General features: G+C 53.3%; 23 protein-coding genes. 14 read left to right on the top strand and 9 right to left on the bottom strand.

Going from position 1 to position 20,943, the window contains the following annotated elements:
• Complete coding sequence (locus tag IB196_RS17305) at nucleotides 1–603, bottom strand: peroxiredoxin (RefSeq protein ID WP_003021524.1); 603 nt, start codon at nucleotides 601–603, stop codon at nucleotides 1–3.
• Between the two features lie 169 nt (nucleotides 604–772).
• A complete protein-coding gene (gene acpH, locus IB196_RS17300; RefSeq protein WP_005125122.1) occupies nucleotides 773–1,354 on the bottom strand; it encodes an ACP phosphodiesterase in 582 nt (193 codons plus the stop codon).
• Between the two features lie 90 nt (nucleotides 1,355–1,444).
• Between acpH and queA the strand changes: the two genes are divergently transcribed.
• The 7 genes from queA (at nucleotide 1,445) to IB196_RS17265 (ending at nucleotide 8,308) form a co-directional block, all read left to right on the top strand.
• A complete protein-coding gene (gene queA / locus IB196_RS17295) occupies nucleotides 1,445–2,509 on the top strand; it encodes a tRNA preQ1(34) S-adenosylmethionine ribosyltransferase-isomerase QueA (protein WP_005125124.1) in 1,065 nt (354 codons plus the stop codon).
• Between the two features lie 208 nt (nucleotides 2,510–2,717).
• Nucleotides 2,718–3,845, top strand: coding sequence for a tRNA guanosine(34) transglycosylase Tgt (gene tgt, locus IB196_RS17290; RefSeq protein WP_003021535.1), 1,128 nt, complete (start codon nucleotides 2,718–2,720; stop codon nucleotides 3,843–3,845).
• 22 nt (nucleotides 3,846–3,867) lie between these two features.
• Nucleotides 3,868–4,200, top strand: a complete 333-nt coding sequence (gene yajC, locus IB196_RS17285) for a preprotein translocase subunit YajC (protein WP_003021544.1) — start codon at nucleotides 3,868–3,870, stop codon at nucleotides 4,198–4,200.
• A 27-nt stretch (nucleotides 4,201–4,227) separates the two neighbouring features.
• The gene (secD, locus tag IB196_RS17280; RefSeq protein ID WP_188231720.1) at nucleotides 4,228–6,075 is read left to right on the top strand and encodes a protein translocase subunit SecD; all 1,848 of its coding nucleotides are present in this window, start codon (nucleotides 4,228–4,230) and stop codon (nucleotides 6,073–6,075) included.
• 10 nt (nucleotides 6,076–6,085) lie between these two features.
• Nucleotides 6,086–7,057, top strand: coding sequence for a protein translocase subunit SecF (gene secF, locus IB196_RS17275; RefSeq protein WP_005125128.1), 972 nt, complete (start codon nucleotides 6,086–6,088; stop codon nucleotides 7,055–7,057).
• Nucleotides 7,058–7,226: 169 nt separating this feature from the next.
• A complete protein-coding gene (locus IB196_RS17270) occupies nucleotides 7,227–7,592 on the top strand; it encodes a VOC family protein (protein WP_188231721.1) in 366 nt (121 codons plus the stop codon).
• 23 nt (nucleotides 7,593–7,615) lie between these two features.
• On the top strand, nucleotides 7,616–8,308 hold the full coding sequence (locus tag IB196_RS17265; protein WP_040232732.1) for a YafY family protein: 693 nt from the start codon (nucleotides 7,616–7,618) through the stop codon (nucleotides 8,306–8,308).
• Between the two features lie 45 nt (nucleotides 8,309–8,353).
• Here IB196_RS17265 and IB196_RS17260 read toward each other — a convergent pair whose 3' ends face one another.
• Nucleotides 8,354–9,217, bottom strand: coding sequence for a nucleoside-specific channel-forming protein Tsx (locus IB196_RS17260; RefSeq protein WP_040232729.1), 864 nt, complete (start codon nucleotides 9,215–9,217; stop codon nucleotides 8,354–8,356).
• Nucleotides 9,218–9,515: 298 nt separating this feature from the next.
• Nucleotides 9,516–10,055, bottom strand: coding sequence for a DUF3251 domain-containing protein (locus tag IB196_RS17255; RefSeq protein ID WP_040232728.1), 540 nt, complete (start codon nucleotides 10,053–10,055; stop codon nucleotides 9,516–9,518).
• 154 nt (nucleotides 10,056–10,209) lie between these two features.
• Here IB196_RS17255 and nrdR point away from each other — a divergent pair, with 154 nt between their 5' ends.
• From nrdR to pgpA, 6 genes are all read left to right on the top strand, one after another.
• Complete coding sequence (nrdR, locus tag IB196_RS17250; RefSeq protein WP_016152032.1) at nucleotides 10,210–10,659, top strand: transcriptional regulator NrdR; 450 nt, start codon at nucleotides 10,210–10,212, stop codon at nucleotides 10,657–10,659.
• Between the two features lie 3 nt (nucleotides 10,660–10,662).
• Nucleotides 10,663–11,766 carry a bifunctional diaminohydroxyphosphoribosylaminopyrimidine deaminase/5-amino-6-(5-phosphoribosylamino)uracil reductase RibD gene (gene ribD / locus IB196_RS17245; RefSeq protein WP_005125135.1) on the top strand — a complete coding sequence of 368 codons (1,104 nt, stop codon included), beginning with the start codon at nucleotides 10,663–10,665 and terminating at the stop codon, nucleotides 11,764–11,766.
• 90 nt (nucleotides 11,767–11,856) lie between these two features.
• Nucleotides 11,857–12,327, top strand: a complete 471-nt coding sequence (ribE, locus tag IB196_RS17240) for a 6,7-dimethyl-8-ribityllumazine synthase (protein WP_003021575.1) — start codon at nucleotides 11,857–11,859, stop codon at nucleotides 12,325–12,327.
• Nucleotides 12,328–12,346: 19 nt separating this feature from the next.
• The gene (gene nusB, locus IB196_RS17235) at nucleotides 12,347–12,766 is read left to right on the top strand and encodes a transcription antitermination factor NusB (protein WP_000801129.1); all 420 of its coding nucleotides are present in this window, start codon (nucleotides 12,347–12,349) and stop codon (nucleotides 12,764–12,766) included.
• A 76-nt stretch (nucleotides 12,767–12,842) separates the two neighbouring features.
• Nucleotides 12,843–13,820 (top strand): thiamine-phosphate kinase, encoded by a 978-nt coding sequence (gene thiL / locus IB196_RS17230; protein WP_005125140.1) that lies wholly within the window; start codon nucleotides 12,843–12,845, stop codon nucleotides 13,818–13,820.
• Nucleotides 13,798–14,316 carry a phosphatidylglycerophosphatase A gene (gene pgpA / locus IB196_RS17225; RefSeq protein ID WP_003021578.1) on the top strand — a complete coding sequence of 173 codons (519 nt, stop codon included), beginning with the start codon at nucleotides 13,798–13,800 and terminating at the stop codon, nucleotides 14,314–14,316. Before thiL ends, pgpA begins: the two co-directional genes overlap by 23 nt.
• A 128-nt stretch (nucleotides 14,317–14,444) precedes the next feature.
• On the opposite strand, the gene yajO is transcribed toward pgpA, so the two are convergent.
• From yajO to xseB, 4 genes are all read right to left on the bottom strand, one after another.
• The gene (gene yajO / locus IB196_RS17220) at nucleotides 14,445–15,419 is read right to left on the bottom strand and encodes a 1-deoxyxylulose-5-phosphate synthase YajO (protein WP_188231722.1); all 975 of its coding nucleotides are present in this window, start codon (nucleotides 15,417–15,419) and stop codon (nucleotides 14,445–14,447) included.
• Nucleotides 15,420–15,480: 61 nt separating this feature from the next.
• The gene (gene dxs, locus IB196_RS17215) at nucleotides 15,481–17,343 is read right to left on the bottom strand and encodes a 1-deoxy-D-xylulose-5-phosphate synthase (RefSeq protein ID WP_005125143.1); all 1,863 of its coding nucleotides are present in this window, start codon (nucleotides 17,341–17,343) and stop codon (nucleotides 15,481–15,483) included.
• A 24-nt stretch (nucleotides 17,344–17,367) separates the two neighbouring features.
• Nucleotides 17,368–18,267, bottom strand: coding sequence for a (2E,6E)-farnesyl diphosphate synthase (ispA, locus tag IB196_RS17210; protein ID WP_188231723.1), 900 nt, complete (start codon nucleotides 18,265–18,267; stop codon nucleotides 17,368–17,370).
• Nucleotides 18,268–18,510, bottom strand: coding sequence for an exodeoxyribonuclease VII small subunit (gene xseB / locus IB196_RS17205; RefSeq protein ID WP_096759458.1), 243 nt, complete (start codon nucleotides 18,508–18,510; stop codon nucleotides 18,268–18,270). It lies immediately after the preceding gene.
• 208 nt (nucleotides 18,511–18,718) lie between these two features.
• On the opposite strand from xseB, the gene thiI reads away from it, so the two are divergent.
• Nucleotides 18,719–20,167, top strand: a complete 1,449-nt coding sequence (gene thiI, locus IB196_RS17200; RefSeq protein ID WP_005125147.1) for a tRNA uracil 4-sulfurtransferase ThiI — start codon at nucleotides 18,719–18,721, stop codon at nucleotides 20,165–20,167.
• Nucleotides 20,168–20,203: 36 nt separating this feature from the next.
• On the opposite strand, the gene IB196_RS17195 is transcribed toward thiI, so the two are convergent.
• Nucleotides 20,204–20,899, bottom strand: a complete 696-nt coding sequence (locus tag IB196_RS17195; protein WP_005125148.1) for a helix-turn-helix domain-containing protein — start codon at nucleotides 20,897–20,899, stop codon at nucleotides 20,204–20,206.
• Between the last annotated feature and the right edge of the window lie 44 nt (nucleotides 20,900–20,943).

Below are 20,943 nucleotides of genomic sequence, written 5' to 3'. Positions count from 1 at the left end.
TTACAGGCTGGAAACGTTTTCGGTCAGGTATTTTGCCACGCCGTCCGGAGACGCGTTCATACCTTCTTTACCTTTTTCCCACTGTGCCGGGCAAACGTCGCCGTGCTCTTCGTGGAACTGCAGCGCGTCAACCATGCGCAGCATTTCGTCGATGTTACGACCCAGCGGCAGATCGTTAACCACCTGGTGGCGAACAACGCCGTTAGCGTCGATCAGGAAAGAACCGCGCAGAGCAACGCCGGCTTCCGGGTGCTCGATGCCGTAGGCTTTCTGGATTTCGCGTTTGATGTCAGCAACCATTGCGTATTTCACTGCACCGATGCCGCCTTTGTCGACAGGGGTGTTACGCCATGCGTTGTGGACAAATTCAGAGTCGAAGGAAACGCCAACAACTTCAACGCCGCGTTTCTGGAATTCTTCATAACGTTTGTCGAATGCGATCAGTTCAGACGGGCAAACGAAGGTGAAGTCCATCGGCCAGAAGAACAAAACGGTAGTTTTACCGTTGGTATGCTGTTTGAAGTTGAAGTTTTCAACGATCTCACCGCTACCCAGTACCGCAGCTGCTGTGAAGTCCGGAGCCTGACGAGTTACCAGTACCATATAAATTCTCCTGCAAAGTTAAGGGGTTTTTGGAACGCAACGCGGGCCAGTATAGAGAGTGTTCGGGAATAAGACAAAGAGGCGCTGGCAATCAATGAGACAGGTTTTGTCTATCAATCTTTTGCCGGATGACGGCTACTGCTTATCCGGCGCGTCATGCGGGCGACAATCAAAGGGTCTTACGCCGTGCCAGATCCATCATCTGTGGGTAAAACTGCCAGAAGCGTTCTTCTAAGGCATCGTAATGGGTGTCCAGGTCGTACCATGAATCGCGCAGGGCATCGAGCCGCGGGCGACGGCTGGCCATGCCATTGAGCACATCCTGGATAAAATCCATGTCGCGATAGCGCTCGAGCCATTTCTCTGACCACATATAATTGTTCAGATTGATAAAGCGCGGCGGTGATTCTGGCAGAATAGTGGCAACCTGGGTGTGCGCATAGCGCACAAAGTCCGTCAGCGGGAAATCGGGAGAGATTTCTGACCAGTGGCGCGACAAAAAATGATCCCACATGACGTCCAGCGTAATTGGCGCGACGCGACGCGTTTCGCTACGAAACCACTCCTTGGCTTCACGCACCTGTGGCAGGTTATCGGTCATCACGTCAATTCGACGATGCATGAAAATGCCTTCCACCACGTCAGGCGAGTAGTGCGTTTGGGGATTACCCCGGACAAAATCGGCCAGCAGATTGCCGGAAAGCGAGCTGTCGGCAAGGTGAGCGAGATGCAAATGTGCAAGAAAATTCATAGTTAAACGTTTATCCAGAGGGGTAAAGGTTGCAGGGAGAACGCCCCGGCACTAGACTACCCGCCTCTTATTTTAGTCTGAGTCAGTGTCATGCGCGTTACCGATTTCACCTTTGAATTACCCGAATCCCTGATTGCTCACTATCCGCAAGCTGAGCGCAGCAGTTGCCGCTTGCTGTCACTGGATGGGCCGACGGGCGCGCTGACGCATGGTACTTTCACTGATTTGCTCGATAAGCTCAACCCTGGAGATCTGCTGGTCTTTAATAACACCCGCGTGATCCCGGCTCGTCTGTTTGGCCGTAAAGCCAGCGGCGGCAAGATTGAAGTGCTGGTCGAGCGTATGCTGGATGACAAGCGTATTCTGGCGCATATTCGTGCGTCGAAAGCGCCGAAGCCGGGCGCCGAGCTGCTGCTGGGCGACGACGAAAGTATTAAAGCAACGATGGTCGCCCGCCATGACGCGCTGTTTGAAGTTGAGTTTAACGACGAACGCAGTGTGCTGGATATCCTCAACGCCATCGGCCATATGCCGCTGCCGCCGTATATCGACCGTCCGGATGAAGACGCTGACCGCGAACTGTACCAGACGGTGTATAGCGAAAAACCGGGCGCCGTCGCCGCGCCAACCGCGGGTCTGCACTTTGACGATCCGCTGCTGGCTAAACTGCGCGATAAAGGCATTGAGATGGCGTTCGTCACGCTACACGTCGGCGCGGGTACTTTCCAGCCGGTGCGCGTAGACACCATCGAAGATCACATCATGCACTCCGAGTATGCGGAAGTGCCGCAGGATGTGGTTGATGCTGTGCTGGCGGCAAAAGCGCGCGGTAACCGCGTTATTGCCGTGGGCACCACCTCCGTGCGTTCACTGGAAAGCGCAGCGCAGGCTGCCAAAAACGACCTTATTGAACCGTTCTTCGGCGATACGCAGATCTTCATCTATCCAGGCTATCAATACAAAGTGATAGACGCGTTGGTGACCAACTTCCATCTGCCGGAATCGACGCTGATTATGCTGGTTTCCGCCTTTGCTGGTTATAAAAACACCATGCACGCCTATCATGAAGCGGTAAAAGCGGAATATCGCTTTTTTAGTTACGGTGATGCCATGTTTATCACGTACAATCCGCAAGCTATTTCTGAGCGACCGTGAGAAGGCTATCTCACTTGCCATTTTGATGTCGGGCAGTGCTCGCCATCCTCACGTACTGCGTGTACGCTCCGGTGGCTGTGCGCTGGCCGCCCCCAAACTGGCTGCGCCGATTGCGCCTTCGCCAGTAGGTTAATATATTTTTACTCCGTGGAGTGATTCCGTGGGGAAAGTTTAATCATCAGACTGTCTCTCTGATGCAGGAGAAAAAATGAAATTTGAACTGGATACCACAGACGGTCGCGCCCGCCGCGGCCGCCTGGTTTTTGATCGTGGCGTAGTGGAAACGCCTGCCTTTATGCCGGTCGGTACTTACGGCACTGTTAAGGGTATGACGCCGGAAGAAGTTGAAGCGACCGGCGCACAGATCATCCTCGGCAACACTTTCCACCTGTGGCTGCGCCCGGGTCAGGAAATCATGAAGCTGCACGGCGATCTGCACGATTTCATGCAGTGGAAAGGGCCGATCCTCACCGATTCCGGCGGCTTCCAGGTGTTCAGCCTGGGCGACATCCGTAAGATCACCGAGCAGGGCGTGCATTTCCGTAACCCGATCAACGGCGATCCGATTTTCCTCGATCCTGAGAAGTCGATGGAGATTCAATATGATCTCGGTTCCGATATCGTGATGATCTTCGACGAATGTACACCGTATCCGGCTGACTGGGACTATGCTAAACGCTCGATGGAGATGTCTTTGCGTTGGGCGAAGCGCAGTCGCGACCGTTTTGATAGCCTCGGCAACAAAAATGCGCTTTTTGGCATCATTCAGGGCAGCGTTTACGAAGATTTACGTGATATCTCCGTCAAAGGTCTGGTAGATATCGGCTTTGATGGCTACGCTGTCGGCGGTTTGGCTGTTGGTGAGCCGAAGGAAGATATGCACCGCATTCTGGAGCATGTTTGCCCGCAGATCCCGGCAGATAAACCGCGTTACCTGATGGGCGTCGGCAAACCAGAAGATCTGGTTGAAGGCGTGCGTCGTGGTATCGATATGTTTGACTGCGTGATGCCAACGCGAAATGCCCGTAATGGTCATTTGTTTGTGACTGACGGCGTGGTAAAAATTCGTAACGCGAAACATAAAAGCGACACCAGTCCGCTCGATGCTGAGTGTGATTGCTACACCTGTCGCAATTATTCGCGCGCTTACTTGCATCATCTTGACCGTTGCAACGAAATATTGGGTGCGCGACTCAACACGATTCATAACCTTCGTTACTACCAACGTTTGATGGCGGGTTTACGCAAGGCTATTGAAGAGGGTAAATTAGAGAGCTTCGTGACCGATTTTTACCAACGTCAGGGTAGACCAGTTCCACCTGTGAACGTTGATTAATTTTAATAATGAGGGAATTTGAATGAGCTTTTTTATTTCTGATGCGGTAGCGGCAACAGGTGCTCCGGCGCAGGGCAGCCCGATGTCTCTGATTCTGATGCTGGTGGTGTTTGGTCTGATTTTCTACTTCATGATCCTGCGTCCGCAGCAAAAGCGTACCAAAGAACACAAAAACCTGATGAACTCCATTGCGAAAGGCGATGAAGTGCTGACCAATGGCGGTCTGGTGGGTCGCGTGACCAAAGTAGCTGAATCCGGCTACATCGCTATCGCGCTGAACGACACCACTGAAGTGGTTATTAAACGTGATTTCGTAGCTGCCGTTCTGCCGAAAGGCACCATGAAGGCGCTGTAATTTATTGTTTTCCCAAAGGGAACTGCCGTGTTAAACCGTTATCCTTTGTGGAAGTACATTATGCTGGTCGTCGTTATTGTCGTCGGCCTGCTTTACGCACTTCCCAACCTGTATGGTGAGGATCCGGCTGTTCAAATCACTGGCGTGCGCGGTGCCGCCGCCAGTGAGCAAACGCTGATCCAGGTCCAGAAAACGTTACAAGAAGATAAAATCACACCTAAGTCTGTGGCTCTGGAAGAGGGTGCTATTCTCGCGCGATTCGACTCCACTGATACCCAACTGCGCGCACGTGAAGTGTTAATGGGCGTATTGGGCGATCAATATGTCGTGGCGCTTAACCTTGCTCCGGCAACCCCGCGCTGGCTGGCAGCCATTCACGCAGAACCGATGAAACTCGGTCTTGACCTGCGTGGCGGCGTTCACTTCCTGATGGAAGTGGATATGGACACCGCGTTGAGTAAGTTGCAGGAACAAAATATTGATAGCCTGCGCAGCGATCTGCGTGAAAAAGGCATTCCTTATACTACCGTTCGCAAAGAAGATAACTACGGTCTGAGCATCACCTTCCGTGATAGCAGCGCCCGTGATGAAGCTATCTCTTACTTGAGCAAACGTCACCAGGATCTGGTTATTTCCAGCCAGGGCAGCAATGCACTGCGTGCGGTGATGACCGATGCGCGCCTGAGCGAAGCCCGTGAGTACGCGGTACAGCAGAACATCAACATTCTGCGTAACCGTGTTAACCAACTGGGGGTTGCTGAGCCGGTTGTACAACGTCAGGGTGCTGACCGCATTGTGGTCGAACTGCCGGGTATTCAGGATACCGCGCGGGCGAAAGAAATTCTGGGCGCGACCGCGACGCTGGAATTCCGTCTGGTAAATACCAACGTTGACCAGTCTGCTGCGGCATCCGGACGTGTTCCGGGTGATTCGGAAGTGAAACAATCCCGTGAAGGCCAGCCGGTTGTGCTGTACAAACGCGTGATCCTGACCGGTGACCATATCACCGATTCCACTTCCAGCCAGGACGAATACAATCAGCCGCAGGTTAACATCTCGCTGGATAGTGCGGGTGGTAACATCATGTCCAACTTCACCAAGGACAACATCGGTAAGCCGATGGCGACCCTGTTCGTGGAGTACAAAGACAGCGGTAAGAAAGATGCCAACGGTCGCGCCGTGCTGGTGAAACAGGAAGAGGTGATTAACATCGCCAACATCCAGTCTCGTCTGGGCAACAGCTTCCGTATTACCGGTATCAACAACCCGAATGAAGCGCGTCAGCTTTCTCTGCTATTACGTGCCGGTGCGTTGATTGCGCCGATTCAGATTGTGGAAGAACGTACCATCGGCCCAACCCTGGGTATGCAGAACATTAAACAGGGTCTGGAAGCGTGTCTGGCCGGTCTGCTGGTGTCTATCCTGTTCATGATCTTCTTCTATAAGAAGTTCGGTCTGATCGCGACCAGTGCGCTGATTGCTAACCTGGTACTGATTGTCGGTATTATGTCGCTGCTGCCAGGCGCTACGCTGAGTATGCCGGGGATTGCGGGGATCGTCTTAACCCTTGCCGTCGCGGTCGATGCGAACGTACTGATCAACGAACGTATCAAAGAAGAGTTGAGTAACGGGCGTTCGGTGCAGCAGGCCATCAATGAAGGTTATGCGGGCGCATTTAGCTCCATCTTTGATGCGAACATTACGACGCTGATCAAGGTCATTATCCTGTACGCAGTTGGCACTGGGGCAATTAAAGGGTTCGCGATTACTACCGGTATTGGTGTGGCGACGTCGATGTTTACCGCGATTGTCGGTACACGTGCCATCGTAAACCTGTTGTATGGCGGCAAGCGCGTCAAAAAGCTGTCAATCTGAGGAGTGCGAAGTGGCACAGGAATATACTGTTGAACAATTGAACCACGGCCGTAAAGTCTGGGACTTTATGCGCTGGGACTACTGGGCTTTCGGCATTTCAGGTTTCCTGCTGATTGCGGCCATCGTGGTGATGGGCGTACGCGGGTTTAACTGGGGGCTCGATTTCACCGGTGGTACGGTTATTGAAATCACGCTGGAAAAACCGGCCGATATGGACGTGATGCGCGATGCGCTGGAGAAAGCGGGCTTTGTTGATCCGCTTCTGCAGAACTTCGGCAGCAGCCACGACATTATGGTGCGTATGCCGCCAACTGAAGGCGCAGACGGCGGTCAGGTGCTGGGCAGCAAAGTGTTGAGTGTGATTAACGAATCCACCAACCAAAATGCGGCGGTGAAGCGAATTGAATTCGTGGGGCCGAGCGTGGGTGCAGATCTGGCGCAAACCGGTGCGATGGCGCTGATGGCGGCGCTGATCTCCATCCTGGTGTACGTTGGTTTCCGCTTTGAGTGGCGACTGGCGGCAGGGGTGGTTATTGCTCTGGCGCACGACGTGGTCATTACGCTTGGGATCCTGTCGTTGTTCCATATCGAGATTGACCTGACTATCGTCGCATCACTGATGTCGGTAATCGGTTACTCGCTGAACGACAGTATCGTTGTATCTGACCGTATTCGTGAAAACTTCCGCAAAATTCGTCGCGGTACGCCTTACGAAATCTTTAACGTGTCATTGACTCAGACGCTGCACCGTACGTTGATTACGTCCGGTACGACGTTGATGGTTATTCTGATGCTGTTCCTGTTCGGTGGTCCGGTACTGGAAGGCTTCTCGCTGACGATGCTGATCGGTGTTTCCATCGGTACCGCATCCTCTATCTACGTGGCATCGGCGCTGGCGCTGAAGCTGGGTATGAAGCGTGAGCACATGCTGCAGCAGAAGGTTGAGAAAGAAGGGGCGGATCAACCGTCGATTCTGCCTTAACCCATCAAGAGTGGAAATACTGGAATCCCGATCGCAAGGTCGGGATTTTTTTTGCCTGTGAATTAGCGACAGGCAATTATCTTTTCCTGTCGCCATACTACTGACAGTATGCTGTCAGTAGCCCTGTCTTATAGTCCTTCTGAGATTACCCACACAGGCAGGAGGAAGTATGAATAACGTAATTAACTGGTTTGAAATCCCCGTGGCACAAATGGATCGCGCCATCGCTTTTTATGAGCCAGTGATGCAGGTTTCGTTGCGTCGGGAGAATATGGACTGCGCCGAGCTTGCCGTATTCCCGTATCAGGATCCCGCCCCCGGCGGGGCGCTGGCTAAATTTGACGGTATTACGCCTTCAGCGCAGGGCGCTATTATTTACCTGCATACGGACGATTTGGCTGCAACGCTTGAACGTGTCGCCACCGCTGGCGGCCAGTGCGTGTTTGGCCCGCTTGAACTGGGGCAAGATATTGGCACGATTGCGCTGTTTACTGACAGCGAAGGCAATCGCGTTGGTTTACATCAACCCGCGTAATTTTTTCAGGACTGAGGATTAATATGACCAGACGCGCCGACCGCTTGTTTCAGATTGTACAAATCCTGCGTGGCAGGCGAGTGACAACGGCGGCGCTGCTGGCAGAACGTCTGGAGGTTTCTGAACGGACGATTTATCGCGATATCCGCGATCTCTCTTTATCCGGCGTGCCCATTGAAGGCGAAGTGGGTAGTGGATACCGCCTAATGGCAGGGTTTGATCTGCCGCCGTTAATGTTAACGCAACACGAATCAGAAGCGTTGATGGTGGCTATTCGGCTGCTGAAAACATGGGGCGGGGATTCACTCTCACAGGCGCTGGAGTCCGCGCAGGAAAAAGTGCTGGCGATATTGCCGTCAGAGAGTCGGCGCAGAGCCGAGCAAACGCGGATTTTCGCACCTGATTTTGGTAATCAGCCGCATTCACGCAGTGCGTTCGATCTCATTCATCGCGCGGTTTCGGCGCAGCAGGCTCTGGAGCTGCATTATCGCGATGAGGCCGGGAACCTCTCGTGGCGCGACGTTCAGCCGCTGGGATTATTTTTCTGGGGGGAGCACTGGCTGCTCGTTGCCTGGTGTGAAAAACGTGATGATTATCGCTGCTTTCGCGTTGATCGTTGTCTGAAGATCACTCTGCTCAACAGGCATTTTCGCGAATCAGCGGATCGATCGCTAAGTGACTTTTTACGTAAAGTTCGCTGTGAAGACCAGCCATAAAAAAGCCAGCGGTTAAGCTGGCTTGTCTGCGGTAGATTGGCTGGATTAGAAGTTGTAACCCACAACCAGGTAACCACCCCAACCGGTAGATTTCGCGCTGAAATCGCCTTCGCCCCAGTTCAGAGTGTCGCCACCTTTCCATTGACCGCCGTTGTGGAAGTAACGCGCCACGACGGAGTAGTGCCAGTGATCGTAGTTCAGCGCCAGAACGTGGCTGGATGCAATAGAGTTGCTGGTACGGTTCGGATCGTCACCCAAATCTGAGCCCCAGTCGAAGTTGGTGAAGCCGATGTAGGTCAACTGGCCGCCCCATACCTGGGTGATCGGCACAAAGTATTTCACTTTGAAACGGTAGCCATCCCACTCGTTTTCGTTGGATGCGCCATAGTTCTGCCACTGGTATTTAGCATACACGTTCAGAGACAGCCCCATTGGCAGACCGGTATCGATATCGGTACCCAGACCCATATACCAGGTGCTCTGGCGGTTGGCTTTGTTATCACCCATATCGTAGATGTAGTTGTTGGCGAAATACCACTCTTTGAACGGACCAAAGCTCAGGTCAGCGCCGGTCAGCTTGTCGATGGAGAAACGCGGTTCGATTTCCATAAACAGCGGAGAACCGTCAGACCAGATGCCTTTATCGTTGCCGTTACCCCAGTCGAAGGTTTTAGGAATATCGATGTAGCCATAGAAGTCAAACCAGTCTTTTTTGGCAAACGCTTCATATTCCAGATACACGTCGTTGTTCAGTTTCGGAGAGAAACGGGTGTGATAGCTACCCACCACGTTAACGCTCTGGTGCCACCAGTCGGACAGATATTGCGGTTTGTCATTTTCTGCTGCGTTGGCAGTAAAAGACGAGGAGAGCGCCAGAACTGCACCGGCTGCAAGTAATGTTTTTTTCATATGTATGCCACTGTTTGAAATCCCTTTCGGGAGTGAAAAATGCGCAATTTGCGTTTCTAAATATTTCGTAATTCTTCGGAGCCTATTATAAAAATCATTGTTCACAAAAATATGTCTTGTTTCACAGTTCTATCATTTACGTAATCGATTGCGTTCACGTTTGCGTACTTTAGGCGGCGAATTGTACTGGCTCTCATGAATGTTGCCAAGTTTTACCGGAAATATCGCTTATGTCAGGGGAGTAACAAAATGGGGCGGGTTGGTGTTGCAGAACGCACAAAAACGTTCCGCAAAAAGTTTATTGACTAACAGGCTGGATGTCGTGGATGCGAACAAAACCTAACTGGTCAGGAGACAGCCCGTTTAACTGCAACGGAATGTCTACATCGCTGGGGGCAAGGATACTCGCCGGGGCGTTTATCAACTGATTCTGTACATTCACTTCCTGATAGTTGTCCGTGGTGCCCTGAATTTGTCCGTACTCTACAGTACCGCTAAAGGCAGGAAGCGGGGTATTCGATTCCCCCTGAATACGCAGTGTCAGGCGTGTTCCTGTCGCATTTGGCGCAATATTCACCAGAGACATACGCAACGTGCCGATCTGACTATCCAGCCGGGCAGGCGTTTTTGAACCGGGTAGCAGATAGACGCCGCTGGTTGATTTTGCGTTCAACATATTTTGTTGGGTAATTTTTACCGTTTCCTGATTGAGCTGCGTCATCTCTTTATTCAACGTGCTAACGCTTTGATGCATTTGGCGTACTTCGCTTTGCTGTGCGCAGGCGCTAAGGCTAAAGAGACTTCCCACCAGGAGAATTCTTAGGTAACGTCTTGTCATTGTGATTACTTCCTTTATTGTCGCGATAGCATAATGGTAGTGCGCACTGAGCGCGAAGGCATCGATCCTTTGTCTCAAAAGCGTTGCGCCTTTGTTGTCACGCCAGTTCAGGGTAAAATAGATTCCGCTCAACCACTGAGGTACAGGACGCCGTATGCATTGCCCATTCTGTTTCGCCGTAGACACTAAGGTAATTGACTCTCGTCTTGTCGGCGAGGGCTCTTCAGTACGCCGCCGTCGGCAGTGTCTGGTCTGTAACGAACGTTTCACCACTTTTGAAGTGGCTGAACTTGTCATGCCGCGCGTTGTGAAAAGCAACGATGTGCGTGAACCTTTTAATGAAGATAAGCTGCGCAGCGGCATGCTCAGAGCGCTTGAGAAACGCCCGGTTAGCTCTGATGACGTCGAAATGGCGTTGAACCATATCAAATCACAACTGCGTGCGACTGGCGAGCGTGAGGTGCCGAGCAAGATGATTGGCAACCTGGTTATGGAGCAGTTGAAAAAACTCGATAAAGTCGCCTACATCCGCTTTGCCTCGGTGTACCGGAGTTTCGAAGATATCAAAGAATTTGGCGAAGAGATTGCTCGCCTACAGGACTAAGCCATGCAGGATGAATTGTACATGGCGCGCGCGCTGAAGCTTGCTGCGCGCGGACGTTTTACCACTCACCCCAATCCCAACGTGGGCTGCGTGATTGTTAAAGATGGGGAGATCGTCGGTGAAGGGTATCATCACCGCGCGGGCGAGCCACATGCCGAAGTCCATGCCCTGCGGATGGCGGGAGAAAAAGCGCAAGGGGCAACCGCCTATGTCACGCTTGAACCTTGTAGCCACCATGGCCGTACGCCGCCGTGCTGCGATGCGCTGATTGCTGCAGGCGTGTCACGTGTGGTTGCCGCGATGCAGGATCCTAATCCGCAGGTAGCAGGCCGTGGGCTCTATCGTTTGCAGCAGGCGGGCATTGACGTCAGCCACGGGCTGATGATGAGCGAGGTTGAACAGCTTAATAAAGGCTTCCTTAAGCGTATGCGTACGGGATTCCCCTACGTGCAGCTTAAGCTTGGCGCGTCGCTTGATGGCCGTACGGCGATGGCCAGCGGTGAAAGCCAGTGGATTACCTCACCACAGGCGCGCTGCGATGTGCAACGCTTGCGCGCGCAAAGCCATGCCATTTTAACCAGCAGTGCTACGGTTTTAGCCGACGACCCTCAGCTTACCGTGCGTTGGTCGGAGCTTGGAGAGTCTACCCAGGCCAGTTACCCGCAGGAAAATCTGCGTCAGCCGATCCGCATTGTTCTTGATAGCCAGAATCAGGTCACGCCGGAGCACCGTATTGTGCAACAGCCAGGAGAAACCTGGATTGTCCGGACTAAAGACGACCCTCGCAGCTGGCCGGAAACGGTGCGTAGCCTGAAGGTGCCGGAACATAACGGGCATCTGGATCTGGTGGTGCTGATGATGCAACTGGGCAAGCAGCAAATTAACAGTATTTGGGTTGAGGCTGGTCCAACGCTTGCTGGCGCGTTATTGCAGGCCGGCGTGGTGGATGAGCTAATCGTCTATGTTGCACCTAAACTGTTAGGCAGCGATGCGCGAGGATTATGTGTGCTTCCAGGCCTTGAGAAACTGGTTGACGCCCCCCATTTCAAATTCAATGAGATACGCCAGGTGGGCCCGGACGTTTGCCTGCATTTAACGACTGCGTGAGGCTTTCTGATTTAGAGGAAGCAGCGCACAGAATATTATGATAAAATCCGCCCCCCTTACGGGGCTATAAATCGAACCCGAAGGAAGAATATGAACATTATTGAAGCTAACGTTGCTACCCCGGACGCTCGCGTCGCCATCACCATTGCGCGTTTCAACAACTTTATCAATGACAGCCTGCTGGAAGGTGCGATCGACGCCCTGAAACGTATTGGTCAGGTTAAAGATGAAAACATTACCGTTGTTTGGGTTCCAGGTGCCTATGAGCTGCCGCTGGCGGCTGACGCTCTGGCGAAAACCGGTAAATACGACGCGGTGATTGCGCTCGGTACGGTGATCCGTGGCGGTACCGCGCACTTCGAATATGTGGCTGGCGGTGCAAGCAATGGCCTGGCGCATGTCGCTCAGGACAGCGGCATTCCGGTAGCCTTCGGTGTTCTGACCACCGAAAGTATTGAACAAGCCATCGAACGTGCTGGCACTAAAGCCGGCAACAAAGGCGCAGAAGCTGCACTGACTGCGCTTGAAATGATTAATGTATTGAAAGCCATCAAGGCCTGATTTTTGTAAGGGGAAATCCGTGAAACCTGCTGCTCGTCGCCGCGCCCGTGAGTGTGCCGTCCAGGCGCTCTACTCCTGGCAGTTGTCCCAGAACGACATCGCTGATGTTGAATACCAGTTCCTGGCGGAACAGGACGTAAAAGATGTCGACGTTCTGTATTTCCGTGAACTGCTGTCCGGGGTGGCGACTAACAGCGCGTACCTGGATGGACTGATGAAGCCTTACCTGTCTCGCCTGTTGGAAGAGCTGGGTCAGGTAGAAAAAGCCGTGCTGCGTATTGCGCTGTTTGAACTGTCTAAACGTAGCGATGTGCCGTACAAAGTGGCCATTAACGAAGCGATTGAACTGGCGAAAACCTTCGGCGCTGAAGATAGCCACAAATTCGTCAACGGCGTATTGGATAAAGCAGCACCTGTGATTCGCCCCAACAAAAAGTGATCCCGAGGCCGGCTGGAGGGTGGAACCTGTTTCCACTGTCCCCGGCTTTTTCTTTTTTCCTGCTGAGGCATAACGTATGGCATGTGGCGAGTTTTCCCTGATTGCCCGTTATTTTGACCGCGTAAGAAGCTCTCGTCTTGATGTCGAAACCGGTATTGGCGACGATTGCGCACTTCTGAACATCCCTGAAAAACAGACGCTGGCGATCAGCACCGATACGCTGGTGGCTGGCAACCACTTCCTCCCCGATATCGATCCCACTGACCTTGCCTGGAAAGCGCTGGCGGTGAACTTGAGCGATCTGGCGGCGATGGGGGCCGATCCGGCATGGCTGACGCTGGCAATCACATTGCCTGACGTCGATGAAGCCTGGCTTGAAGCTTTCAGTGATGGCCTGTTTGAACTGCTGAATTACTATGATATGCAGCTGATTGGCGGTGACACCACGCGTGGGCCGCTGTCGATGACGTTGGGTATTCATGGCTACGTCCCGGTTGGACGGGCTTTAAAACGCTCTGGGGCGAAACCGGGAGACTGGATTTACGTTACCGGCACGCCTGGTGACAGTGCGGCGGGGCTGGCGATTTTACAGAATCGGTTGCAGGTTGGAGATGCACAAGACGCCGACTATCTGCTCAAGCGACACCTGCGTCCCACGCCGCGAATATTACAAGGGCAAGCTCTGCGCGACCTGGCCAGTGCGGCTATCGATATTTCCGACGGCCTGATCTCCGATCTCGGGCACATTATTAATGCCAGCGGCTGCGGCGCGCGGGTTAACGTTGATGCGCTGCCTTACTCTTCGGCATTTGCCCAACACGTGGAATCGGAACAGGCGCTGCGCTGGGCGCTCTCGGGTGGTGAAGATTATGAGTTATGCTTTACCGTACCGGAAATTAACCGTGGCGCGCTGGACGTCGCGCTGGGGAATCTCGGCGCATCGTTTACCTGTATCGGGCAGATGAGCGCGGATGTGGAAGGCATTCATTTTACGCGTGATGGAAAGCCCGTTACGTTTGACTGGAAAGGATATGACCATTTTGCCGCGCCTTAAAAAAGATGTCGCAAAAAGCCGTTTGAGCATGCGCAATCCGTGGCATCTGCTGGCTACCGGGTTTGGCAGTGGATTGAGCCCGATTGTACCGGGCACCATGGGATCGCTGGCGGCGATCCCATTTTGGTATTTAATGACGTTTCTGCCGTGGCAGCTGTATTCGCTGGTGGTCATGTTGTCTATCTGTATTGGCGTTTATCTGTGCCATCAAACGGCGAAAGATATGGGCGTGCACGATCACGGCAGCATTGTCTGGGACGAGTTTGTCGGGATGTGGATAACCCTGATGGCGCTACCAACCAACGACTGGCAGTGGGTTGCCGCGGGTTTTGTGATTTTCCGTATTCTGGATATGTGGAAGCCGTGGCCGATCCGCTGGTTTGATCGCAACGTGCATGGCGGTACGGGGATCATGATCGATGATATTGTGGCCGGGATACTCTCGGCCGGAATTTTGTATTTTATCGGTCATCACTGGCCGGTAGGGATCATTTAACGGGTTTGCCGGATGGCGGCGTAAATGCCTTATCCGGCCTACAAACGGCCCGATAAGCGTCGCGCCATCGGGCAATCAGTGCCGGATGCGCTATGCTTATCGGGCCTGCAATTAGCCATCGCCAATACTTATTTAAATCCCACCACCGGATGCTGTTTGTACGGCGTTTCCAGCTCGGCAATGTGCTCTGGTTTCAGCGTTAAATCAACCGCATTAAGCAACTCATCCAGTTGTTCCTCACGCGACGTACCGATAATCGGCGCGGCGACGCCTGGTTTGCTTAACAGCCAGGCCAGCGCGACCTGTGCACGCGTTACGCCTAGTTCCTCACTGATACCGGTCAGCCGTGCGGCAATTTGCGCGTCGTTTTCATCACTTTCTTTGTACAAGTTTTTGCCGACTTCATCGGAAACCAGACGTGCAGTGGTTTCTCCCCACGGGCGCGTCAGGCGACCACGTGCCAGCGGACTCCATGGGATCACCGCGACGCCTTCCTGATAGCAAAGCGGCAGCATTTCGCGTTCTTCTTCGCGGTAGATCAGATTGTAGTGATCCTGCATGCTAACGAACTGCGCCCAGCCGTGTTGTTTCTGTAAGGCCAGTGCCTGAGCAAATTGCGAAGCGTGCATGGATGAGGCGCCGATATAGCGCGCTTTACCGGCTTTAACGACGTCATTCAGCGCTTCCAGCGTTTCTTCGATCGGCGTGTTGTAATCCCAGCGGTGAATTTGCAGGATGTCGACATAGTCCATACCCAGACGTTTAAGGCTGTCGTCGATCGAGCGCAGGATTTGTGCGCGGGATAATCCTTCCGCTAAGTCATCAACCTGATGAAAAACCTTGGTAGCGACCACGACATCTTCACGGCGGGCGAAATCACGCAGCGCGCGGCCGACAATCTCTTCGCTGCTGCCAGCGGAGTAGCTGTTGGCGGTATCAAAAAAGTTAATACCGCCCTCAAGGGCATGTTTGATTATCGGACGGCTGCTTTCTTCAGGTAGCGTCCAGGCGTGATTGCCGCGATGGGGTTCGCCAAACGTCATGCAACCCAGGCAAAGACGGGAGACCCGAAGGTCTGTTTTTCCTAAGGTATTGTATTTCATCAATCCACTCCTGCTATGTTTAGCTCGTGATGAGTTAAGCATAGCAGGAGCGGAGAGGGGATTATGCCAGCCAGGCCTTGATTTTGGCCTCAATGCCGGCTGCATTCAGGCCCAGTTCGGCGCGCGCTTCGTCCTGGGTTCCCTGGGGAATGAAGAAGTCAGGCAGACCGATGTTCAGTACCGGAACCGGCTTACGATGCGCCATCAGCACTTCGTTTACACCGCTACCTGCGCCGCCCATAATGGCGTTTTCTTCAATCGTCACCAGCACGTCGTGCTGTGCTGCCATTTCCAGGATTAGTGCCTCATCCAGCGGTTTCACGAAGCGCATATCGACCAGCGTGGCGTTCAGCGATTCCGCGACCTGAGCCGCTTCCGGCATCAGGGTGCCAAAGTTAAGAATCGCCAGTTTCTCACCGTGACGCTTGACGATACCTTTACCGATAGGCAATTGCTCCAGCGGCGTCAGCTCAACACCTACGGCAGTACCGCGTGGATAACGTACCACCGTTGGGCCGTTGTTATAGTGATAGCCGGTAAACAACATTTGGCGACATTCGTTCTCATCGCTCGGGGTCATAATGACCATTTCCGGGATGCAGCGCAGGAAGGAGAGATCGAACGCACCCTGGTGGGTTTGCCCATCGGCACCCACGATTCCTGCTCTGTCAACGGCGAACAGTACCGGCAGTTTCTGAATGGCGACATCGTGCAGCACCTGATCGTAGGCGCGTTGCAGGAACGTGGAATAGATAGCGACGATGGGTTTATAACCACCAATCGCCAGGCCTGCAGCAAAGGTCACTGCATGCTGCTCGGCAATAGCCACGTCGAAGTAGCGATCCGGGAATTTACGGGAAAACTCCACCATACCGGAGCCTTCGCGCATCGCCGGGGTGATTGCCATCAGCTTATTGTCTTTCGCCGCGGTTTCACACAGCCAGTCACCGAAGATTTTTGAATAGCTCGGCAGGCCGCCGCTGCTTTTCGGCAGACATCCGCTGGATGGATCGAATTTTGGTACCGCGTGGAAGGTAATCGGATCTTTTTCCGCCGGCTCGTAACCACGACCTTTTTTGGTCATGATGTGCAGGAACTGTGGACCTTTCAGATCGCGCATGTTCTTCAGCGTGGTGATAAGACCCAGCACGTCGTGACCGTCTACCGGGCCGATATAGTTAAAGCCCAGCTCTTCAAACAGCGTACCCGGCACAACCATGCCTTTGATGTGTTCTTCGGTACGTTTGAGCAGCTCTTTAATCGGCGGCACGCCGGAGAAGACTTTCTTCCCGCCTTCGCGCAGCGAGGAGTAGAGTTTGCCAGAGAGCAGCTGTGCCAGATGATTGTTCAGCGCGCCGACGTTCTCTGAAATCGACATTTCGTTGTCGTTGAGGATAACCAGCATGTCGGGCCTAATATCGCCCGCGTGGTTCATCGCTTCAAACGCCATCCCTGCGGTGATGGCACCATCACCAATCACACATACGGTACGGCGCTCTTTGCCTTCTTTCTCGGCGGCCACCGCAATACCAATACCCGCGCTGATGGAGGTTGAAGAGTGCCCAACGCTCAGGACGTCATACTCGCTCTCACCGCGCCACGGGAACGGATGCAAACCGCCTTTCTGACGAATGGTGCCGATTTTATCGCGGCGGCCGGTCAGGATTTTGTGCGGATAAGCCTGATGTCCCACATCCCAGATTAACTGGTCGAACGGGGTATTGTAGACATAGTGCAGCGCGACGGTGAGTTCCACCGTGCCCAGACCAGAGGCGAAGTGCCCGCTGGAACGGCTCACGCTGTCGAGTAAATAGCGGCGCAGTTCGTCGCAAAGCTTAGGCAGGCTCTCTTTTGGCAGCAGGCGTAACTCCTGGGTGGAGTCGACCAACGCCAGGGTCGGGTATTTGGCTATATCAAAACTCATCGCAAGCTCATTGGATATGTTGGTTTATTTATCACGCTGGATTATGTAGTCCGCTAGCGCTTCCAGTGCCGAGGTATCGAGAGATTGTGCGACCAGCAAACTTAACGACCGGCGGGCATCCTCAATTAAATCCCGGGCTTTATTCCGGGCTTGCTCAAGACCCAGAAGTGCAGGATAGGTACTTTTGCCAAGCTGCTGGTCGGCACCCTGACGTTTACCCAATGTTGCAGTATCGCCTACCACATCCAGTATGTCATCCTGAACCTGGAAGGCCAGACCGATACTTTCGGCGTATTTGTCGAGTATTGCCAGGCATTCTCGCCCTTTATCACCTGCGCTTAACGCACCCAGACGAACGGCGGCGCGAATCAATGCCCCGGTTTTGTGGCGGTGAATACGCTCCAGCGCATCCAGCTCAACCTGATGCCCTTCAGCTGCCAGATCCAACGCCTGGCCGCCGCACATACCGGCGATACCGCTGGCCTGAGCCAGTTCAGAGATCATCGCGATGCGGTCACGGTCGGTGACTTCCGGCATCGGGGCGTCGCTGATGATAGAGAATGCCAGCGTTTGCAGCGCATCACCTGCCAGAATCGCATTCGCCTCGCCAAACTTGACGTGGCAGGTCGGCAGACCGCGACGCAGATCATCGTCGTCCATCGCGGGTAAATCGTCGTGCATCAGTGAATAGGCATGGATGCACTCAACCGCGGCGGCGGGGGCATCAAGCGTACTCAGGCTCACGCCAAACATCTGACCGGTCGCATACACCAAAAACGGGCGCAGACGTTTGCCGCCTAATAATGCGCCATATTGCATGGTTTCGACCACGGGAGTGTTCTGAAAGGGCAATGGCGCGATAAAACGGCTCAGTGCCTGGTTAGCCTGCTCAACGCAAGCCTGTAGCTGCTGCGTAAAATCCATTTACTCATTATCCGGTGTAAAAGGCGTGAGGGCGGCGTCTTCAGTTTCTGACAGCAGGATTTGCACGCGCTGTTCAGCCTGTTGCAATTTGACTTGTCCCTGACGTGCCAGCTGTACGCCACGTTCGAATTCGTTCAGCGCCTCTTCCAGCGGCAAATCGCCGCTTTCCAGACGGGTGACAATCTGTTCCAGCTCGCTCAGCGCTGTTTCAAAACTGGCGGGCGCTTCATTTTTCTTCGGCATAATGAATGTCTGACTCTCTGTATTGACAGCACAAGACTATGGTAACGGACTCGCACTGATAAGCAAATAACGCGCAATGGTAAGGCGATGTGCACAGGATGACCATGATGGTGGTATACTTGCGCGCCTGGATGCAGCCGCAGGGTGTGGGCTGCTGTATTTTTTCCCATTACAAGTCATTCAGACTTGCCAAAGAACCATTGCCGCCATGAAGTTTATCATTAAATTGTTCCCAGAAATCACCATCAAAAGCCAATCTGTGCGTTTGCGCTTTATAAAAATTCTGACAGGGAACATTCGTAACGTTTTAAAGCACTATGATGAAGACCTTGCCGTTGTCCGTCACTGGGATCACGTTGAGGTTCGCGCCAAAGATGAAAGCCAGCGCCTGGACATTCGCGACGCGCTGACCCGAATCCCGGGTATTCACCATATTCTCGAAGTAGAAGACGTGCCGTTTACCGATATGCACGATATTTTCGAGAAAGCGCTGGTGCAATACCGCGATCAACTGGAAGGAAAAACCTTCTGTGTGCGCGTCAAGCGCCGTGGCAAGCATGAGTTTAGCTCCATTGAGGTGGAACGTTATGTGGGCGGTGGACTGAACCAGCATATTGAATCCGCGCGCGTGAAGCTGACGAAGCCGGACGTGACGGTTAATCTTGAAATCGAAAACGACCGCCTGCTGCTGGTTAAAGGCCGCTATGAAGGTATCGGCGGTTTCCCAATTGGGACGCAGGAAGACGTACTGTCGCTGATCTCCGGTGGTTTCGACTCCGGCGTGTCCAGCTACATGCTGATGCGTCGTGGCTGCCGCGTGCACTATTGCTTCTTCAACCTTGGCGGCGCTGCGCATGAAATCGGCGTTCGCCAGGTGGCGCATTATCTGTGGAACCGCTTTGGTAGCTCACATCGCGTACGCTTTGTTGCTATCAACTTTGAGCCGGTAGTCGGTGAGATCCTGGAGAAAGTCGACGACGGCCAGATGGGCGTGGTCCTCAAACGCATGATGGTACGCGCGGCGTCGAAAGTGGCTGAGCGCTACGGCGTTCAGGCGCTGGTAACCGGTGAAGCGCTGGGCCAGGTCTCCAGCCAGACGCTGACCAACCTGCGCCTGATCGATAACGTTTCAGACACCCTGATCCTGCGCCCGCTGATCTCCCATGATAAAGAGCACATTATCAATCTGGCGCGTGAAATTGGTACCGAGGACTTTGCTCGTACCATGCCGGAATACTGCGGCGTGATTTCAAAAAGCCCGACGGTGAAAGCAATTAAGGCGAAGATTGAGGCCGAAGAAGAAAACTTCGATTTCTCGATCCTCGATAAAGTGGTTGAAGAAGCGAACAATATCGATATTCGTGATATCGCCCAGCAGACGCAGCAGACTGTGGTGGAAGTGGAAACCGTGAGCGGCTTCGGCCCGAACGATGTGATTCTGGATATCCGCTCTGTGGATGAACAGGATGACAAACCGCTGAAGGTTGACGGTGTGGACGTCGTTTCTCTGCCGTTCTACAAGTTGAGCACCAAATTCGGCGATTTGGACCAGAGCAAAACCTGGCTGCTGTGGTGTGAACGCGGGGTGATGAGCCGTCTGCAGGCGCTTTATCTGCGCGAGCAGGGCTTTGAAAACGTGAAGGTGTATCGCCCGTAATCGTAGTTTGCCCCGGCTTTCTGTGCCGGGGCAGCACTAATTTTGTGGCTGGAGCGTGGCGACGCTGTTAATCAGTTGATTGGCAATCTGCGGGATGGCTTCGGCGCTGAAAAATCCCATTGTAACCGCAATAGCAATGAGCTCGCCTTTATTGTTCTGAAGCGGACAAGCTATAGATTGCGCCCCTGGGATCCCCTGTGTGGGGTTGTACCGCACGGCATAGCCCTGAGCTATTACCTGTTCAATCAATTTTGTCTGAGCGTTATTCTGCGCCTGGTAACTGGAATAACTCATAAAGATCTGGCCTGCAGCGCTGGCATGCAGCGGGACTGGTGTATTGGGCAGAAAATCAATATCGACGTTACGGAAACTACGGTTGTAGTGTTTGAGTACTAACCCTTTGTCAGAGGCAGCAACAACGCCGGTCGAATGATTAAAGGTATCGCGAAACGTAATCAATACCGCATTGAGTTCACTTATTGTGTCGCGTCTCGTCGCGTGACTTCCTGCCAGTTGTAGCGCGGTTGTCCCCATGCAATAAAGACCCTTTTCGTTTTGGCATAGCATGCCGGTTCGGCATAGTGAGACCAGATACTTGTGTAAACGGCTTTTCGACAGATCACATCCTGCGGCGATATCAATTGCTCTTGCCTGACCATTCTGGCTGGCGACAAACGTCAAAATGCTAACGGCGATATCAACCGAATTTACCCCTTGCGATGTTTCAGCCATATTCGTTCTCTTTTTTAGATATCTCGTGATTATACCATTGAGTC

The organism is Citrobacter sp. C6_1 (genome assembly GCF_014596835.2).
GTDB classification, from domain to species: domain Bacteria; phylum Pseudomonadota; class Gammaproteobacteria; order Enterobacterales; family Enterobacteriaceae; genus Citrobacter; species Citrobacter pasteurii.
Note: the sequence above shows the minus strand (reverse complement) of the source record. Positions and strands in the feature narration are given on the sequence as shown.

Excerpts from the sequence above, each read along its gene's own strand:
- IB196_RS17305 (WP_003021524.1), bottom strand. The coding sequence starts at position 603 with ATGGTACTGGTAACTCGTCAGGCTCCGGACTTCACAGCAGCTGCGGTA.
- acpH (WP_005125122.1), bottom strand. The coding sequence starts at position 1,354 with ATGAATTTTCTTGCACATTTGCATCTCGCTCACCTTGCCGACAGCTCG.
- queA (WP_005125124.1), top strand. The coding sequence starts at position 1,445 with ATGCGCGTTACCGATTTCACCTTTGAATTACCCGAATCCCTGATTGCT.
- tgt (WP_003021535.1), top strand. The coding sequence starts at position 2,718 with ATGAAATTTGAACTGGATACCACAGACGGTCGCGCCCGCCGCGGCCGC.
- yajC (WP_003021544.1), top strand. The coding sequence starts at position 3,868 with ATGAGCTTTTTTATTTCTGATGCGGTAGCGGCAACAGGTGCTCCGGCG.
- IB196_RS17270 (WP_188231721.1), top strand. The coding sequence starts at position 7,227 with ATGAATAACGTAATTAACTGGTTTGAAATCCCCGTGGCACAAATGGAT.
- IB196_RS17265 (WP_040232732.1), top strand. The coding sequence starts at position 7,616 with ATGACCAGACGCGCCGACCGCTTGTTTCAGATTGTACAAATCCTGCGT.
- IB196_RS17260 (WP_040232729.1), bottom strand. The coding sequence starts at position 9,217 with ATGAAAAAAACATTACTTGCAGCCGGTGCAGTTCTGGCGCTCTCCTCG.
- IB196_RS17255 (WP_040232728.1), bottom strand. The coding sequence starts at position 10,055 with ATGACAAGACGTTACCTAAGAATTCTCCTGGTGGGAAGTCTCTTTAGC.
- nrdR (WP_016152032.1), top strand. The coding sequence starts at position 10,210 with ATGCATTGCCCATTCTGTTTCGCCGTAGACACTAAGGTAATTGACTCT.
- ribD (WP_005125135.1), top strand. The coding sequence starts at position 10,663 with ATGCAGGATGAATTGTACATGGCGCGCGCGCTGAAGCTTGCTGCGCGC.
- ribE (WP_003021575.1), top strand. The coding sequence starts at position 11,857 with ATGAACATTATTGAAGCTAACGTTGCTACCCCGGACGCTCGCGTCGCC.
- thiL (WP_005125140.1), top strand. The coding sequence starts at position 12,843 with ATGGCATGTGGCGAGTTTTCCCTGATTGCCCGTTATTTTGACCGCGTA.
- pgpA (WP_003021578.1), top strand. The coding sequence starts at position 13,798 with ATGACCATTTTGCCGCGCCTTAAAAAAGATGTCGCAAAAAGCCGTTTG.
- yajO (WP_188231722.1), bottom strand. The coding sequence starts at position 15,419 with ATGAAATACAATACCTTAGGAAAAACAGACCTTCGGGTCTCCCGTCTT.
- dxs (WP_005125143.1), bottom strand. The coding sequence starts at position 17,343 with ATGAGTTTTGATATAGCCAAATACCCGACCCTGGCGTTGGTCGACTCC.
- ispA (WP_188231723.1), bottom strand. The coding sequence starts at position 18,267 with ATGGATTTTACGCAGCAGCTACAGGCTTGCGTTGAGCAGGCTAACCAG.
- xseB (WP_096759458.1), bottom strand. The coding sequence starts at position 18,510 with ATGCCGAAGAAAAATGAAGCGCCCGCCAGTTTTGAAACAGCGCTGAGC.
- thiI (WP_005125147.1), top strand. The coding sequence starts at position 18,719 with ATGAAGTTTATCATTAAATTGTTCCCAGAAATCACCATCAAAAGCCAA.
- IB196_RS17195 (WP_005125148.1), bottom strand. The coding sequence starts at position 20,899 with ATGGCTGAAACATCGCAAGGGGTAAATTCGGTTGATATCGCCGTTAGC.